The following is a 16,663-nucleotide window of genomic DNA, read 5'->3' as shown; positions in this document are numbered from 1 at the left end:
GTACCTCCTGTGCACCGTTTGTCGACATGATTTGCCGATGACCGGTCATAATTTTACCGAAGAAAATGCCGTAGACCGCATATTTTATGGCCGTGTGCCCATTGAGAAGGCGGCTTCCTTCCTTTTCTTTTCCAAGCATGGAATCGTTAAAAATCTATTGCATTATTTGAAGTACAAAAATCAATATGAAGTGGGTGATTTTATCGGAAACTGGTTTGGGTCCCAAATTGCCAGGGAAAAAGACCTACAGATCGATGCCGTAATTCCAGTACCCCTCCACCCCAAAAAGTTGAAAAAACGCGGTTATAACCAAGTAGAACTATTCGGGAAAAAAATGGCCTCCCATTTGAATGCCCAGTACAGGGATACGGTTTTGATCAAGACCCAAAATACCAAAACGCAGACCAAAAAGTCCCGCCTGGCCCGTTGGAAAAACAACCAGGACCTTTTTGTACTGAAGAACGCAAAGGGGCTTGAACATAAAAAGCTGTTATTGGTAGATGATGTCATCACCACCGGGGCAACCATTGAGGCCTGTGCGACCACTTTACTTCAAATTTCCAATGTACAGCTGTACGTTGCCACCATGGCCGTTGTTCCTTAACAGAACTTAACGTTGAGATTGTTTCAAAAATCGTTTCTTTGCCCCACAATTGGATTCTATGCAATTGGCAAAGCGGATTTTGAGTATTATTTTCCTGGGTCTTTCACTTATGGCATTTTGGCAGTGTGCAAGACGGGGCAACCCAACCGGAGGGCCCAAAGATATAGACCCCCCCGTGCTATTGAGGGCGGAGCCCGAAAATCTTTCCATCAACTTTGATTCGCAAAAGATCAGACTGTATTTTGATGAATACATTAAATTGCAAGATGTTCAAAATCAGTTAATTGTATCTCCTCCCTTAAAAAACATCCCGGAAATCAAACCCTTGGGGGGAGCCAGTAAATTCATTGAGATTACCCTTAAGGATACCCTTAGGGAAAACACTACCTATACCATTAATTTTGGTCAGAGCATCGTAGATAATAATGAAGGTAATCCCAACAGCTTTCTCACCTATGTTTTCTCTACGGGGGAGGTCATTGATTCCCTTTCCCTTTCCGGGGTGGTAAAGGATGCTTTTGATAGAAATCCGGATGAGTTCGTAAGTGTGATGCTATATGAAATTGACAGTGTTTACAACGACTCCACCATTTATAAATATCCCCCCAATTATCTGGCCAATACCGGGGACAGTCTTCCTTTCTTTCAGCTGAGAAACCTAAAGGCCGGAACGTACAGAATTTTTGGGGTGAAAGATGAAGGCAGAAACAATGTTTTTGATCAAAGGGCAGATAAGATTGCCTTTCTCAATGACACCATTACCCTGCCCACGGACACATTGCTCCTATTGAATCTTTTTAAGGAAGTACCGGATTATGCCGCGTCCGTACCCAGTTATGTTGCCAAAAACAGAATTATTTTTGGGTATAGCGGAAATAGTGACAGTATGCGGATAAGACCCCTTACCCCATTACCGGACTCCGTGAGAACGATCATTAAAAAGGAAAAGGACAAGGACACCTTAAATTACTGGTTGACGCCCACCGATATTGATTCCATTGTTTTTACGGTTTCCAATGAACCGTATAAAGTTCTCGACACCTTTACCGTAAAAACCCGAAAATTGCCCTTGGATAGTTTAAAGCTGAGCCCAAGCCATGGAGGTAAGATCAGTTTTGAGGAGCAGTTTCACATTAATGCAAATACGCCCCTGGCTTTGGTGGATAGTACCAAGATTGCCATTATGGACAGGGATTCCCTTTCAATTCCCTTTAAAACGCGTTTGGACACCCTGGAAAATCGGGTGGATGTGGACTTTGAGCTTTTGGAGGAACAAGGGTATGCCCTTACTTTTTTACCTGGGGCCATAGCGGATTTCTTTGGCATGGAGAACGATACTTTGGAAGTGAGGCTTGCCACTGAAAAACGAACGGATTTCGGAAATATGGTACTTACCGTTAGCGGCAACATCCGTTATCCCATTGTGGTGCAATTGACGGATGAGCGCGGGGAAATTAAACGTGAACAGATCGGAACCGAACCAAAACCATTCCAATTCAACACCCTAGAGCCCGGAAAGTATGGCATTCGGGTCATTTTTGATGATAACGGTAACGGCAAATGGGACACCGGAAACTATCTAAAACAAATACAACCGGAACGGATAAGTTACTACCCCGATATTATCGATGTCCGCGCCAATTGGGAGATGGAGCAGACCTTTCTCATAACAAACTGAATTCATCCCGGTCTTCCAAAAACCGTAGTTTATTGCGGTAGGTGTCAATATGCTCCTTGGATAAGGTGGCATATAGGATTTCGTCTTTTTCCGAATAGGCCAATGGGTTCCCCAGGACATCGTAAACTGCCGAATGTCCGGAATATTCATGTCCCGAACTATCCTTTCCAATACGATTTACCCCAATGCAATAGGCCATATTTTCAATGGCCCTGGCCTTTAGTAAGGTATCCCAGGCGCTTATCCGGGGTTTGGGCCAATTGGCCACGTAAATAAGCACATCATATCCCTCCACATTTCTGGCCCAAACCGGAAACCGGAGGTCGTAACAGATCAGTGGGCAAATCTTGAAGCCCCTATATACCAAAATTGCTTTGGAGGTCCCTGCGTGATACACTTTATCTTCCCCGGCTAAAGTAAACGTATGTTTTTTGTCATAGGTTGACATTCCTTCCGGCGCTACAAACCAAAATCTGTTATAAAACTTACCTTCTTCCGAGTCTATAATACTTCCCACGATCGCAGCATCCTTTTTCCTGGCCCATTCCTGCATCCACGCAATGGTCTTGGATTTTTCTTCAAAAGGGACATTTTGGGGACGCATTGTAAAACCCGTAGTGAACATCTCTGGTAAAATGATGACATCCACATCATCCGAAATGGAATCAATTTGTTCAGAGAAGAGCGCTCGGTTGCTTTCAGGATTTTCCCAAATGAGATGGGATTGGATGAGTGCCACTGTAAGTTCCTTTGCCATATCAATCAGAATACACCTCTTTTACATCCTCTTTAACCAATTGAAATAAGTGTCTCAATTGGTTTTCCAGGATACGTTCTTCCGAGAGCGGAGGAAGGTTGTCCAAAGAAAACCATCCTACCCCCTGCATGTCAAATCCGGCCTTTAATTCTCCACCGTTAACTCGGCACAGGAATATCAGCTTGTAAATATAATGGGGTTCCGGGGGGTGTTTATGACGTTGTTTATCGTAAACGGCCAATAATCTGACAATTTCGGCGTCCAGTCCCGTTTCTTCCCTGATTTCCTTTACCGCCACTTCCGTTGGTGTATTGCCTACATCTGCCCATCCTCCAGGGATGGTCCACTTGCCATCCACACGCTCTTGGGCCATAAGTAGCTCATCGCTTTCATTAAGTACAAATCCCCGTACATCTACCTTAGGGGTCGGATAATCCAATTGGGGAAGAAAAAAGCCGTTGAGTTTTGTGAAGGGCTCCTGGGAAAGATAGGCCATCAATTTTAACCCTATTTCCCGTAGTTCCTCATAGCGTTCCTTGTCATACGCATCCGCAGCATAGACCAACCCGGTTTCTGCTATCGCCTTTATTCTTTTAACAACGTCCAATTGTTCCTTTGCATCCATCACATATAGTGTTCCAAGAGTTCAACCATTTCCTGTGCCTCCTGCATCCTGGCATTGTCCAATGCAGAATTGCCCCGGGCATCCGTCGCCTTGATATCTGCACCATGTTCCAAAAGGTTTTTTGCAATTCCAATTTTATTGAAGGTAGCGGCATAAATCAGGCAAGTGGCTCCCATACTGTTTACATGGTTCACATTGGCCCCCGCTTTTACCAGTAAGGAAGCAATTTCTTCATATCCCTTAAAACAGACCCCCATTAAAGCGGTATTTCCCGAACCATCCTTGGCATCCACTTCGGCGCCACTTTCCAGAAGGTATTTTGCGATTTCCAAATGTCCATAGTACGTAGTCAGCAATAATGGGGTTGAGCCTCTTTCATCCGTACTGTTGACCCATTCCGGACTATGCTTTAAAACGGCTTGGACCCCTTCTAAATTTCCGTTGCGGATGTCCTTAAAAAAGTCTGCTTTTGATACCATATCCAATTCTTAATTTCTAGAACCTGGGGAGAAATCTTCCGGAGCATTTTGTGGTTGGTTCAGTGTTCCTGCTCTTCCCGAGTCATTAAAAATAGTCCATTCCAAAAAAGTATAGGTTGGATTTCCCGTGGAAATTTCAGGATTCCTAACCGCCCTACCGTCCTCAAACTCATGATTGGTGCCGGAACCGTCCTCACCTACCACCCCAAAGACATCGATTACGGTTCCAAAAGGATCTACCAGTTCCAGGTTATCATCCCCATTGGAATCTGCAGGACTATTGGTGCCAACCCCTAAATCCGGTGGAAAGCCATAGACCGTTTCAAAGGCTGTGGCATTGGGGGAAATGACCAAAGTACTTTCCGCATCAATTACCAATCCTGTAAGGTCAATCGTGGAACTGATATCGGTATTGGCATTGGTATATCTACGAATGGACCAACCGTTCAAATCCAAAGGTGTACTGGCCGAATTGTACAATTCCAAAAATCGGGCATCGGCGTTGTTGTTGGGGTCTGCCAATTCCGAAAAGAAAAGCGCATTGGAGGTAAACTCCGTAATTAATGCTGCACATCGTTCATTGCTGAAGTCAATATCGGCCCTATCCCTAATGGCCAAAAAATAATCGTCATTTTCCCTCAAAAGCACCCCTGTTATGGAGCCTTTGCCTTGGGGAAGGGGTTGCGCTTGAAAATCCGAAAATCCACTGTTCAACAAGGTCAACCCATCATCGGAGCAGTCAATAAGATGACGTTCCGTCCCTTCTCCCTTTAAAGCGAAGATACTGTCCAATTCCTCCTCAACCACCTCCATATCCCGAAATCGTACCAGGGTATTGGTCATTGTGGCATTTAACTCGGAAATGGCAATATCCCTTGGAACAATATCCACAAAGGCATCGCAGGAAACAAAAATGTGTTCAGGGACCATTAAGGAAGGTAACCGACCCACCGAAGTTGTCCCAAACGCGGCAAAGGTCCCTCCCAACTTAAAAACATCCTTACTTTGGCCCAGGTACAATCCCTTTAATTTGATGAGAATCCTACTGCCTTCCGGAAACAGCAAGCAATTGTCCCGAACATCTATTTCGATTTGGAAACCTTCCGAAGGATCGATCGGACTATCCTGAAAGTGCAGCACACTAAAGAAGTTCTTGGCCCTATCCGAAGAAACCACGTATCCTTCAATCACCCAATCCTCTTGGATTTGTAAAATTTCCCCTTGGTAGAGGGATTTCACTTCGGAAAAAGTAACATTTGCCTCAATATCCGAAGTGCAGCTACTTTCAGCAGTATCAAATTCATTGGTAGCCACACAGGAGGAGAGCAAAACACAGGTGCCTATGAAAGGGGAGCTTATTTTTATCATAAAATGGTTGATTGGTATGCTTGATTATAAATGAACTCATTTAATCTTTTTGGAATGAGGCGAAAATTAGGGATTTTGTGGCCAGTTGAAGGCTTTTTTGAGTTGCACCCGCCTGCCTTTCCGCATGGTGGGCAGGTAGCTGGGCTACGGAAGGAAAAAAAGACAGGGCCGAACGGTTGCCGAAAAGCCCACTGGGCTTTTCGCAGGGAGGAGCCAGAAGGCGCGGTGGCAAGCAAAAGGACAATTTTTTAGCCATTTGAAAAAGTTTAAATGAGTTCAATGTATGCTTTTAAAAAAATTCAATGTCCTTTCTTCGGCATAGCTAATATTCCTTCTACCCCAAAAACCAACATGACCCCCAAATTCCGGGACCTCTAAATAAAGGCTGGGATTGTCCTTGGCTTCTTTGTACGGATAACAGGCCTCTCCCAAAAAGGAGTCGTCCTTGGCATTTATGATCAAACTAGGTGTGGTAATTTTAGGCAGGAATTGCTTGGAACTGCATTGGGCATAATAATCCAAGGCATCTGCAAACCCGTGGGCAGGAGCGGTATAGGCATCATCAAAGTCCTTTAGCGTACTGATTTTGTTAATGGTGCCCTCTGAAATTTTTGTTGGAAAAAGTTGTTGTTTCTTGCGAAGTTTCGCCAATAAATGTTTCTTGAAACGCGCCGAATACAACACATTCTTTGATTGCAATAATTGGTCACAGGCATCTTTTAAGTCACAAGGGACCGAAACCGCTACCGCTGCCGTTACTTCTTTAGGTATGGGATGCCCTTCCCCGAGATATTTTAAGGCCAGATTACCGCCGAGACTGAACCCCAGAAGGTATATTTTGGTGTAATCCTTGGTATTCAAAATATGGCCTATTACCGCCACTAAATCTTTGGTTGCCCCTGAGTGGTAGGAACGGTACAAACGGTTGGGCTGTCCACTGCACCCCCTAAAGTTAACGGCACAGGTATCAAAATTGTTTTGGGTCAGTTTTTTGGCACTTCCGGTAATGTAATGCCGTCGTGCATCGCCTTCCAGACCGTGGAGTAGGACAGCCACCTTTTCCGTGGGTTGGATGGACTCACTCCAGTCCAAATCCAGGAAATCACCATCCTGGAGTTCCAAGCGTTCCCTTTTTTGGATAACACCATGGACTTTCCTGATGGCCCCAGCATAAATTGTGGAAAAATGTCCGTTTCTAAAAAGAAACGGAGGGCGATAATTGGAGGGAACCAGTGGCATTTCCCTAAGATATAAAAAGCTTGATTTATCCGAACATTACTTTGGGAAAATCTCCAAAAGCTTGTGCTGTTCCTCAACGGCTTCTTTAAATTCCGACTTCAATTTATCGGTCAATTCGGCAATGGAAAGGGTCTCCTCAATTAGTGCGGACCCCTGTCCCGCAGACCAAATGGTCTTCCAGGCTTTGTGCTCCGTATCCAATTCTTTTCCAAAATCGATTTTTTGATCCTTTTTCAAATCTTCAGCGGACAACCCGGCCGCTTCCAGACTCTTGGACAAAAAGTTGGCATGTACTCCAGAAATTGCGGCAGTGTAGGTTACATCACTCGCTCCGGCATCAATGATCATCTGTTGATAGGCCTCGGGGGCCTTACTTTCCTTTACATTAATGAACCGGGTTCCCATATAAGCCAAATCCGCACCCATCTGCATGGCTGAGGCAATGTCCCTCCCAGTACTGATACAGCCGGAAAGGACGATGGTCTTATCAAAGAATTGTTTGGTTTCGGCCACCAAGGTCATTGGATTTATGGTTCCGGCATGACCACCAGCTCCTGCGGCCACCAAAATCAGGCCATCCACTCCAGCCCCAGCTGCTTTCTGCGCATGGCGCTTTTTAATCACGTCATGGAACACCAATCCACCATAGCTATGGATCGCATCCACAACCATTTGAACGGCACCCAAAGAAGTGATGACCAGGGGAACCTGATGTTTCACACACAGTCTTACATCCGTTTCCACCCTGGGATTTGTGGGGTGCACAATAATATTTACTCCAAAAGGTGCTGCCTTCTTACCGGTTTCCTGTTCCCAATTGGCCAGCTCCGTTTTTATTTCAACCAACCATTCCTCAAAACCCTCACTGGTTCTTTGGTTCAAAGCGGGAAAGGTACCCACTATTCCATTCTTGCAACATTCGATGACCAACTTAGGACCGGATATCAAAAACATAGGGGCGGCAATTGCAGGAAGGGAAAGTGTATTTATGAAGTCGGCTTTTGGGTTCATGGTCTTTTATTTAAATGATCTGGATAATTATTTTTGATGACTTACACCAAAACTAGCGTATTTTTGTGAATTGTTATGCATGCATAATATTTTTAGTCTATGTTTTTTAAGGAAATTGAGATTCGATGGAGTGATATGGATGCGAACAGGCATTTGGCCAATTCCGCTTATTTGGATTTTGGCAGCCATACCCGGGTCGACTTCTTGGCCAGTGTGGGTTTTGACCAAAAATATATGGCAGCCCATCAAATTGGTCCCGTTGTTTTCTACGAACACATCTATTATTTCAAGGAGGTCTTTCCTGGCAAGCCCATAAAAGTTTCCCTGGGCCTAAAGGGATTAAGCGGGGATGGAAAGTTTTTTGAATTTCATCACGACTTCTATGATGCCAACGGAAAAAACTTTGCGCATACGGAACTCATGGGGGGTTGGATGGACTTAAAGACTCGAAAACTGACCGACCTACCAAAGGAAATCCTTGCACGATTCAATGCAATTCCAAAAGACACCGATTTTAGGGTCTTGACCAAAGCCGATACCCGAAAGTTTGCCAAAAGACCCGTAGACCTATAAGTTGTTTGCCGAATCTCCTATCTTTAAGGAAACCATTTGCAATGGCCCGTTCCGGAACAGCAGATTTGACCTTGCATGGTGGCCATGTGCCACCCTGGCTCTTCAATAGAATGAAGGGGCTCGCCCTTCCCATGGTGGAAGCCATTATCCATGAGCACGGGAAAGAAGGCTTTATAGAGCGTTTGGCCCATCCTTTCTGGTTCCAAAGTTTTGGTACGGTCATTGGTATGGACTGGAACTCTTCCGGTGTTACCACGACGGTCTTAAATGTTTTGAAACAGGTTATTGCCCCGGTTTCCCAACAACTGGGTATCTATGTCTGTGGGGGCAAGGGAAAACATTCCTTAAAAACCCCACAGGAACTTATCCAAGTAGGGATGAAAACCGGCCTGGATGGGAACGAACTCGCGCGGAACAGCAAGCTCAGTTCCAAAGTGGACAACACCGCCCTACAGGATGGATATCAACTCTACATTCATAATTTTTTGGTAACGGATACGGGAGCGTGGACCGTAGTACAACAGGGGATGAATCCAAAAAATGGTAAGGCCCGGCGCTATCACTGGCATTCCGGTTCCATAACCAATTTTGTTCGGGAACCCCATACCGCCGTTTGTGGTGAACACCACGGAAATATCCTGAATCTTGTCCACAAAGAAGCCGAAGTGACCCAAAATGCGATCCTGGAAATCTCAAAGGAACATCCGGACAAAATTATCAAGGAACTTCCCCATTTAATTGTCCCCGGATATCACAATATCAAGGCCAAGGACGTTAACTTGAAACGATTGGGAAGTGTCCTCTGGTTGGCCCAGGAAAATGAAACCCAAAAATTTGAGGAACTTTTATTGCTAAAGGGCCTTGGACCAAGAACCTTACAATCCCTCACCCTGGTGAGCGAAGTCATCCATGGTACACCTTCGCGTTTTGCTGATCCGGCCCGATTTTCCTTTGCCCATGGCGGTAAGGATGCTACCCCTTTTCCCGTACCTACCAAAGTGTATGATGAGGTGATCATAACCATGAAAACCGCGGTGGACAAGGCCAAAATTGGTCGAACGGACAAATTAAAGGCAATTCAGAAACTCACCGAAATGGCGCAAAAGGCAGAAAAGGACTTTACCCCCAATCAAAATTTCGATGCCTTGGTCAAAAAAGAAAATGAAACATCCCATACCTATGGGGGGCGGAGTGTTTTTGGCTACGCCAAACCTCCCAAGGGTAAGCAATTGAATTTATTTGAGGATTTTAACGATTAAGGCCTTGCCCTAACCTTCCTACTTGCCAAATACACCCCCAATAAAACCAGGGAAGCAGCCAAAATTTTTACCAAGGTCAGCGTATCCTTTCCTGTTAGCAACGCAAAAAGGATTCCGAAAAGTGGTTGCACATAGATGAAAGCCCCTATGGTACTTGCCCTTAACTCTGTCATGGCAAAGATGTTGAACAAATAGGTGCAGAAGGTTGTCCCTACAACGACAAAGGCAATGACGCCATAGGCCCAAAGCGGCATGGTAGTCCATTCAATTTCCAGAAAATAGCCAAAAGTGACGGGGAAATTAATGATGACCGCAATGGTGAACAGCCAACGCATTAAGGTAAAGGGATGGTATTTTTCCACCAGTTTTTTGGCTACGATCAAATAGCCGGCATAGGCAAGCGAATTAAGAATAAACAGACTGTTTCCCAAAGGGATATTGGGGGCATCCTTACGTATTTCCGCACCAAAAAGGACAAGCATAAGGGCCCCTATAAATCCAAGGGCAATACCAAACCCCTTGTTTTTTGTAATCCGTTCTTCCAAAAACACGGCACTGAGAACCACCACGATAATGGGACTAATGGTAATGAGCACCGCACTGTTTATGGGCGTGGACAATTCCAAGCCTTTAAAAAAGGAGAGCATATTGATGACCATGCCCAATAATGCGGCGACAACCATCCGTAACCAATCCTTATGCGCTATCCTTTCCCTGGGACCCAAAAAGGAAATGCCCCAAAAAAGGATGGCAGCGCCTACTACGCGCAAAAAAATAAAGGCAAACGGGGTAACATAAGTGGGCATTACCCCTTTTGCGATGGTATGGTTAATACCGTAAATTATAGTGGCCCCTATGGCGGCCAAAAAGGCAAGGTTGCGTTTGCTCATCCGTGCAAGGCGGCCTTGGCACCCTCAACTTGTTTTTTGGCGTTGCCAATAAAAATTTGGTCATCCACCACGACAACAGGTCGTTTTAAAAAGGTGTAATGTTCCAAAATGAGGTTTTTATAATCGTCCTCACCCAATTCCTGATTGTTCAAACCACGTTGACGAAACAACATCGCGCGTCTGCTGAACAGGGATTCATAGGAGTCCGTCAATGCCCTCATTTCCTCCAGCTCTGCCGGGCTTACTCCTTTTGACTTGATTTCCCTCACCTCAACCCCATCCAAAGGTTGAAGTTCCGCCAAAATCTTCTGGCAGGTTTTACAGCTCTCCAAGTGGAATATCTTTTTCATATGTTTGATTTTCTATTAAAGTTTGATTTCCTATTCGTAAATGCGGATGATGTTGCCATTATCCTTACCCAGTACACTCCTCACATACCCATTGACTACCTTGGTCATTGCAACTGGATTGTGCCCTGGAAAATAATCCCTGTATTTTTCATAGGCATCCTCGACCATACCGGCCGAAACCGCATTCAGGCGCAACCCATTGACCAATTCCAAAGATGCCGCTTTTACAAAGCTATGAATTGCCCCGTTCACCATAGCTGCACTTGCTGTTTTTTCAACAGGGTCATCTGCTAAAATTCCCGTGGTCAAGGTTATGGAACCATTGGGGTTTACATACGATTGACCAATTCTGGTAAGATTTACCTGTCCCATGAGTTTACTTTTAAATCCGATATAATAATCTTCCTCGCTAAGTGTTCGGAAGGTAGCCCATTTTGCTTCTCCCGCAGTACAGATTATGGCATCCACGGTGCCGGTTTGGGCAAACATGTTTTCAATTGAGGTACTGGATTCCATATCCACGGAAACATCACCTTTTGTCCTTCCGGCGACAATAACCGTATGGTCCGTTCTAAAATGGGCGGCAACTTTTCTTCCTATCGTCCCATTTCCCCCTACTATCACTATTTTCATTTCGTTCTTCTCTAGGTATAACTTCGGTTTTTCAACGCAGGGCGAAATCCACAGCTGCCTTGGAGTGAAGCATTGTGGTATCAAAAGTGGGAATGGCGACCTCCGCTCCAGGAATTAGAATGGGCAATTCCGTACATCCCAGGATAACACCTTCGGCACCCTCCTTTTTTAGGTTCCCAATGATTTCCAAACACCGTTCCCTGGCCTCATTTGTAAATACCCCCTTGACCAACTCACCATAAATTAAGTCCTGTAAATAGACCCTTTCTTCCAGGGAAGGAACAAGCACCTCCAAATTGAAATCCTCAGTCAGAATTTTGGTATAAAAATCCTTTTCCATAGTGAATTGGGTTCCCAAAAGCCCCACCTTTTTAAGTTTCCTTTCGCTAACGGCTGCACCTGTAGCGGTAGCAATGTGCAAAAATGGCACTGAAATGGCCCGATTGATGTATTCCGCCACAAGATGTATGGTGTTGGTCCCCAAAATAACCACATCCGACCCTGCGGTTTCAAGTCGTTTGGCCTCTTTAGCCATTAATTGGCCTATGGCATCCCAATCGCCTTCAAAAGACAGTTTCTCAATTCCTGAAAAGTCAACGGAACTCATTAAAATCCTTGCCGAATGCGACCCACCAAGTCTTTCTGCCACAATTTGGTTCAGGTATTCATAATAGAATTTGGAGGATTGCCAACTCATTCCCCCAATCAATCCAATGGTTTTCATCATCGTTTATTTGGTTTTTGACAGTTCTTCCGCTCCTTCAATTCTAATACGTTGCAACCACTTTGTCAATAGGGATGTCCTGTTTCCCTCCCTCTCGGTTTTTACGGCTGCATTACAGGCAATGCTACAATCCATAGTATCTGTTTTAATATTTATAATTCGCAAAATCTAGATATGTTTAGGTCAAAAAAAAAAATTAAAGTTCCTTTTTTAAGGTTTCCAAATACTCCCGTATCACTTCTTCATTCCTTCGGTAATAGGTCCACTTCCCGTGCCTTGTGGGAATTACCAAATTGGCGTTTTGCATTGCGTTTAAATAGGTTGAGATCGTAGACTGGGACAATCCTGTTTTATCCTGGATATACCCTACGCATACGCCATCATCAAAATGGTCAATGTCCTGGTGGGGAGGGAAATTCCCTTCCGGATCCTTAAGCCATTTGAGGATTTGAACCCGGGTTTTATTGGACAATATTTTACTTATTTCAATTATATTCACCTTGCGAAGATAAACAATATATTTATATATCTAGAAAATTAGATATGTCAATGCATCAAACTGTGGAACAACTCTTTACAATTACCCGACAGAATCGAAAAATCCTATACAAGTATTTAATGGATACTCCAGCGGAGTTGCTCCATAAAATCCCCAAAGGATTCAACAACAACATCTGGTGGAACATTGCCCATGTAGTGGTTACCCAACAAAAACTGGTCTATGGGCTCAGTGGACTGCCCTTGATCATTTCACCGGTATTGGTTGCCAAATATCAAAAAGGGACCTTCCCTTCCGGTGTTCCGGATGAAATGGAATTCGCTGAAATACGTGCGGCGCTTTTTAGACTGCCCGAAAAGACCGTTGAAGATTATCAAAGTGGGGCCTTTCTAAGTTTTAATTCCTACATGACCACTCCAAAAGTGGAACTCAATTCCGTTGAGGACGCCATTGCCTTCAATGTTTTTCATGAGGGATTGCACCTTGGGAATATCTTAGCATTGAGCCGAGCGGTAAAAGTGTAATTTTGCAGCCAACTTTCGAACAAAAGTTCCATGAACAATAAAGATTTAAAATTCAATAGCAAAACCATTCACGGTGGCCAACAACCCGATGCTGCCTATGGTGCCGTAATGCCACCCATTTACCAAACCTCCACCTATGCGCAGTCCACACCGGGAGCACATAAGGGTTTTGAATATTCCAGAAGTGCCAATCCCACGCGTACCGCCCTGGAAAATTCATTGGCCAGTATTGAGAACGGGGCATATGGTCTGGCATTCGCAAGTGGGCTATCGGCAATTGATGCCATTATTAAATTGTTGGAGCCAGGGGATGAGGTGATATCCACAAATGATCTATACGGAGGAAGTTATCGCCTGTTCCTGAAAGTGTATGAAAAGCTGGGCATCTCCTTTCATTTTATTGGGATGCAAAGTGTGGATACGATCGCTGAGAAGATTACCGACAAAACCAAATTGATATGGGTGGAAACCCCTACCAATCCCATGATGAACATCATCGATATCAAATCCATTGCGGATCTCGCCAAGGAAAAAGGGTTGCTATTGGCCGTGGACAATACCTTTGCCACACCTTACTTGCAGAGACCGTTGGATCTGGGCGCTGATATTGTGATGCATTCCGCCACCAAATACCTGGGTGGGCATAGCGATGTAGTGGTTGGTGCCTTGGTGGTCAAGGATAAGGAATTGGCCGAAAAGCTATATTTCATCCAAAATGCCAGCGGTGCCGTTTGTGGGCCAATGGACAGTTTTTTGACCCTTCGAGGTATCAAAACCTTACATGTGCGAATGCAGCGGCACTGTGAAAATGGTAAAGCCATTGCCGAGTATCTCAGGAAACATCCCAAAATCGAAAAAGTATGCTGGCCAGGATTTGAGGATCATCCCAATTATGCTATTGCCAAGGCACAAATGGATGACTTTGGTGGGATGATTTCATTTATCCCAAAAGGAGGTTCGTTCGAAGATGCTGTAAAGATTGTTGAAAACCTACGGGTGTTTACCCTTGCCGAATCCCTGGGAGGGGTGGAGAGTTTGGCTGGCCACCCAGCAAGTATGACCCACGCCAGTATTCCAAAAGAAGAACGCGAAAAAAGTGGCGTAGTGGATTCCCTCATTCGATTGAGCGTTGGCATAGAGGCCATTGAGGACCTAATTGCCGACCTGGAACAGGCCATAGGTTAAGAAAATTGAAAAATTTTCAATTTTTGGGCCTCATATTATATAGTTGACATATTTTTGCCCCCATATTCCTAATTCAATAAAAATGACCCTTATAAAAAGGTCATAATTAACAATTTACCAATCCTTATATGGAAGCAAAGATTAAAGCATTTATGGATGAGGTGAAGGCCCGAAATGGTCATGAGCCAGAATTTATTCAAGCGGTCCAAGAAGTGGCCGAAACCGTTATACCTTATATTGTAACGAAGGACATTTACCACGGCAAAAACATTTTGCTTAGAATGGTGGAGCCCGAACGATTGATTTCATTTCGTGTGGCCTGGGTAGATGACAAGGGTGAAATCCATGTAAACCGTGGATACCGGATCCAGATGAATTCGGCCATTGGGCCCTACAAAGGTGGGCTCCGTTTCCATCCAACGGTAAATGCCAGTGTATTGAAGTTTTTGGCATTTGAACAGGTATTCAAAAACAGCCTCACCACCTTGCCCATGGGGGGTGGTAAAGGAGGTTCGGATTTTGATCCCAAAGGAAAATCCGATGATGAAGTCATGCGCTTTTGCCATGCTTTTATGAGCGAACTCAGCAAACATATTGGGCCTTATACGGACGTTCCCGCCGGGGATATTGGCGTGGGTGCCCGGGAAATTGGTTTCCTATTTGGCAAGTACAAAAAAATCAAGAACGAGTTCACAGGTGTCTTGACCGGCAAGGGATTGTCCTGGGGGGGCTCACTCATTCGACCAGAGGCCACAGGCTATGGTACCGTCTATTTTGCCGATAGCATGCTCAGAACCCAAAACAATTCCTTTGAAGGAAAAAATGTGATTATCTCCGGTTCCGGTAACGTTGCACAATATGCCGCAGAAAAAGTAATGCATTTGGGCGGTAAAGTGCTGACACTTTCCGACTCTGGAGGTTATATTTATGATAAAGACGGTATTGACAAAGGAAAACTGGCCTGGATCATGGATTTGAAGAACAATCGTCGCGGGCGTATATCCGAATACGTTGACCAATACCCCAATGCCGAGTACCACAAAGGGAAAACACCATGGGAAGTACCGTGTGATGTTGCCCTTCCCTGCGCCACACAAAACGAACTTGGTGGTGATGATGCCAAAGCATTGATCAAAAATGGATGCATTGCCGTTGCTGAGGGGGCCAATATGCCTTCCACACCAGAGGCCATCCATGCCTTCCATGAGGCCAAAATATTGTTCGCGCCCGGGAAGGCCTCCAATGCCGGAGGTGTCGCCACTTCCGGTTTGGAAATGTCCCAGAATTCCCTAAGGATCAGTTGGACAAGGGCTGAGGTGGATGACCGCTTAAAAGGTATTATGAACGATATCCATAACTCTTGCATTGAGTATGGGACGGAAGAAGGCGGGTATTGTAACTATGTCAAAGGTGCCAATATTGCCGGTTTCGTAAAAGTGGCCGATGCCATGCTTGCACAGGGGGTGATTTAATCCCTAAGTTAATCCTATCACAAGGCCCGATAGCCGATTAAAGGTATCGGGTCTTTATATTTGGGATATGCAAGTAACCACCAAGGCCATTGTCCTCTCTTCACTAAAATATGGCGACACCAGTCTTATAGTGAAAGTCTTTACCGCCTCCGATGGCCTTAAATCCTATCTTTTAAAAGGGGTACTTACCTCCAAAAAAGGCAAATTAAGACCCGCATTGTTCCAACCCTTGACACAATTGGAACTTGTGGCAAACCATCGCAATAAGGGGAGCTTGGAAAGTATTCGTGAGGCCAAATTGGCCCATTCCTACAAAACCCTCCACTCCGAGATTGTAAAAAATAGCATTGTGCTCTTCCTCAGTGAGTTTTTGACCATTTGTATTCAGGAAGAGGAAAAGGACCAAGGCCTTTTTAGCTACTTAGAGTATGCTCTCATCTGGTTGGACGAAAACAAAAAAATAGCCAATTACCCCATTCTCTTTCTGGTACACCTGACCAATTATTTGGGGTTTTATCCAGATATGGAGAATACACATTTCCCGTATTTTGACCTTCAAGAAGGTTGTTTTACCAATACCCCCTCCTTGAACCCAATGATGGATGGGATGGCGTTGGATGGTTTTCGCCAATTTTTAGGCATAAATTTTGATGGTATTATTCCTATAAAGCTGACCAAAAAAACACGCCAAGAATTATTGAAAAAAGTGCTTTTATATTTTGAGTTACATTTGCAGGGATTCAGAAGTCCGAGGTCCTTGGCGGTATTAAATGCTGTGTTCGATTGATATGCG

General features: G+C 44.6%; 20 protein-coding genes. 8 read left to right on the top strand and 12 right to left on the bottom strand.

Features of this window, described 5'->3' with window-relative positions:
• Positions 1 to 37: 37 nt before the first annotated feature.
• Together L0P88_RS11875 and L0P88_RS11870 are read left to right on the top strand one after the other, a co-directional pair.
• A complete protein-coding gene (locus tag L0P88_RS11875) occupies positions 38 to 604 on the top strand; it encodes a ComF family protein (RefSeq protein ID WP_247134780.1) in 567 nt (188 codons plus the stop codon).
• Between the two features lie 58 nt (positions 605 to 662).
• The gene (locus tag L0P88_RS11870) at positions 663 to 2,282 is read left to right on the top strand and encodes an Ig-like domain-containing protein (protein WP_247134779.1); all 1,620 of its coding nucleotides are present in this window, start codon (positions 663 to 665) and stop codon (positions 2,280 to 2,282) included.
• On the opposite strand, the gene L0P88_RS11865 is transcribed toward L0P88_RS11870, so the two are convergent.
• From L0P88_RS11865 to L0P88_RS11840, 6 genes are all read right to left on the bottom strand, one after another.
• Complete coding sequence (locus tag L0P88_RS11865; protein WP_247134778.1) at positions 2,269 to 3,039, bottom strand: amidohydrolase; 771 nt, start codon at positions 3,037 to 3,039, stop codon at positions 2,269 to 2,271. The genes L0P88_RS11870 and L0P88_RS11865 overlap by 14 nt on opposite strands.
• A gap of 1 nt (position 3,040) precedes the next feature.
• Positions 3,041 to 3,664: an NUDIX hydrolase gene (locus L0P88_RS11860; protein ID WP_247134777.1), complete on the bottom strand. Its 624-nt coding sequence runs from the start codon at positions 3,662 to 3,664 to the stop codon at positions 3,041 to 3,043.
• Entirely contained in the window at positions 3,664 to 4,143 is a 480-nt protein-coding gene (locus L0P88_RS11855; RefSeq protein WP_247134776.1) for an ankyrin repeat domain-containing protein, read from the bottom strand. Before L0P88_RS11855 ends, L0P88_RS11860 begins: the two co-directional genes overlap by 1 nt.
• Before the next feature lie 9 nt (positions 4,144 to 4,152).
• Complete coding sequence (locus L0P88_RS11850; protein WP_247134775.1) at positions 4,153 to 5,511, bottom strand: DUF5689 domain-containing protein; 1,359 nt, start codon at positions 5,509 to 5,511, stop codon at positions 4,153 to 4,155.
• Between the two features lie 276 nt (positions 5,512 to 5,787).
• Entirely contained in the window at positions 5,788 to 6,750 is a 963-nt protein-coding gene (locus L0P88_RS11845) for a YheT family hydrolase (protein ID WP_247134774.1), read from the bottom strand.
• Between the two features lie 36 nt (positions 6,751 to 6,786).
• On the bottom strand, positions 6,787 to 7,761 hold the full coding sequence (locus L0P88_RS11840) for an NAD(P)H-dependent flavin oxidoreductase (RefSeq protein WP_247134773.1): 975 nt from the start codon (positions 7,759 to 7,761) through the stop codon (positions 6,787 to 6,789).
• A 99-nt stretch (positions 7,762 to 7,860) separates the two neighbouring features.
• On the opposite strand from L0P88_RS11840, the gene L0P88_RS11835 reads away from it, so the two are divergent.
• Both L0P88_RS11835 and L0P88_RS11830 read left to right on the top strand, forming a co-directional pair.
• The gene (locus L0P88_RS11835; RefSeq protein WP_247134772.1) at positions 7,861 to 8,334 is read left to right on the top strand and encodes an acyl-CoA thioesterase; all 474 of its coding nucleotides are present in this window, start codon (positions 7,861 to 7,863) and stop codon (positions 8,332 to 8,334) included.
• Positions 8,335 to 8,375: 41 nt separating this feature from the next.
• Positions 8,376 to 9,593 (top strand): DUF763 domain-containing protein, encoded by a 1,218-nt coding sequence (locus L0P88_RS11830; RefSeq protein ID WP_247134771.1) that lies wholly within the window; start codon positions 8,376 to 8,378, stop codon positions 9,591 to 9,593.
• On the opposite strand, the gene L0P88_RS11825 is transcribed toward L0P88_RS11830, so the two are convergent.
• The 6 genes from L0P88_RS11825 to L0P88_RS11805 form a co-directional block, all read right to left on the bottom strand.
• On the bottom strand, positions 9,590 to 10,483 hold the full coding sequence (locus tag L0P88_RS11825) for a DMT family transporter (protein ID WP_247134770.1): 894 nt from the start codon (positions 10,481 to 10,483) through the stop codon (positions 9,590 to 9,592). The genes L0P88_RS11830 and L0P88_RS11825 overlap by 4 nt on opposite strands.
• The gene (locus tag L0P88_RS11820) at positions 10,480 to 10,833 is read right to left on the bottom strand and encodes an arsenate reductase family protein (RefSeq protein ID WP_247134769.1); all 354 of its coding nucleotides are present in this window, start codon (positions 10,831 to 10,833) and stop codon (positions 10,480 to 10,482) included. The genes L0P88_RS11825 and L0P88_RS11820 overlap by 4 nt, the downstream gene beginning before the upstream one ends.
• A gap of 30 nt (positions 10,834 to 10,863) precedes the next feature.
• Positions 10,864 to 11,466, bottom strand: a complete 603-nt coding sequence (locus L0P88_RS11815; protein WP_247134768.1) for a short chain dehydrogenase — start codon at positions 11,464 to 11,466, stop codon at positions 10,864 to 10,866.
• Between the two features lie 31 nt (positions 11,467 to 11,497).
• Positions 11,498 to 12,193, bottom strand: coding sequence for an aspartate/glutamate racemase family protein (locus L0P88_RS11810; RefSeq protein WP_247134767.1), 696 nt, complete (start codon positions 12,191 to 12,193; stop codon positions 11,498 to 11,500).
• Positions 12,194 to 12,196: 3 nt separating this feature from the next.
• A complete protein-coding gene (locus tag L0P88_RS23970; protein WP_281499733.1) occupies positions 12,197 to 12,325 on the bottom strand; it encodes a hypothetical protein in 129 nt (42 codons plus the stop codon).
• Between the two features lie 61 nt (positions 12,326 to 12,386).
• Positions 12,387 to 12,662 (bottom strand): ArsR/SmtB family transcription factor, encoded by a 276-nt coding sequence (locus tag L0P88_RS11805; RefSeq protein WP_247134766.1) that lies wholly within the window; start codon positions 12,660 to 12,662, stop codon positions 12,387 to 12,389.
• Between the two features lie 77 nt (positions 12,663 to 12,739).
• On the opposite strand from L0P88_RS11805, the gene L0P88_RS11800 reads away from it, so the two are divergent.
• The 4 genes from L0P88_RS11800 to recO all read left to right on the top strand — a co-directional run bounded on the left by L0P88_RS11800 (position 12,740) and on the right by recO (position 16,657).
• The gene (locus L0P88_RS11800; RefSeq protein WP_247134765.1) at positions 12,740 to 13,213 is read left to right on the top strand and encodes a DinB family protein; all 474 of its coding nucleotides are present in this window, start codon (positions 12,740 to 12,742) and stop codon (positions 13,211 to 13,213) included.
• A 30-nt stretch (positions 13,214 to 13,243) separates the two neighbouring features.
• A complete protein-coding gene (locus L0P88_RS11795) occupies positions 13,244 to 14,398 on the top strand; it encodes a cystathionine gamma-synthase (RefSeq protein ID WP_247134764.1) in 1,155 nt (384 codons plus the stop codon).
• Positions 14,399 to 14,526: 128 nt separating this feature from the next.
• Positions 14,527 to 15,870: an NADP-specific glutamate dehydrogenase gene (gdhA, locus tag L0P88_RS11790; RefSeq protein ID WP_247134763.1), complete on the top strand. Its 1,344-nt coding sequence runs from the start codon at positions 14,527 to 14,529 to the stop codon at positions 15,868 to 15,870.
• 67 nt (positions 15,871 to 15,937) lie between these two features.
• The gene (recO, locus tag L0P88_RS11785; RefSeq protein ID WP_247134762.1) at positions 15,938 to 16,657 is read left to right on the top strand and encodes a DNA repair protein RecO; all 720 of its coding nucleotides are present in this window, start codon (positions 15,938 to 15,940) and stop codon (positions 16,655 to 16,657) included.
• The last annotated feature ends 6 nt before the right edge of the window (positions 16,658 to 16,663 follow it).

The organism is Muricauda sp. SCSIO 64092 (genome assembly GCF_023016285.1).
Classification (GTDB): domain Bacteria; phylum Bacteroidota; class Bacteroidia; order Flavobacteriales; family Flavobacteriaceae; genus Croceivirga.
This window is presented reverse-complemented; position numbering and strand designations above follow the sequence as displayed.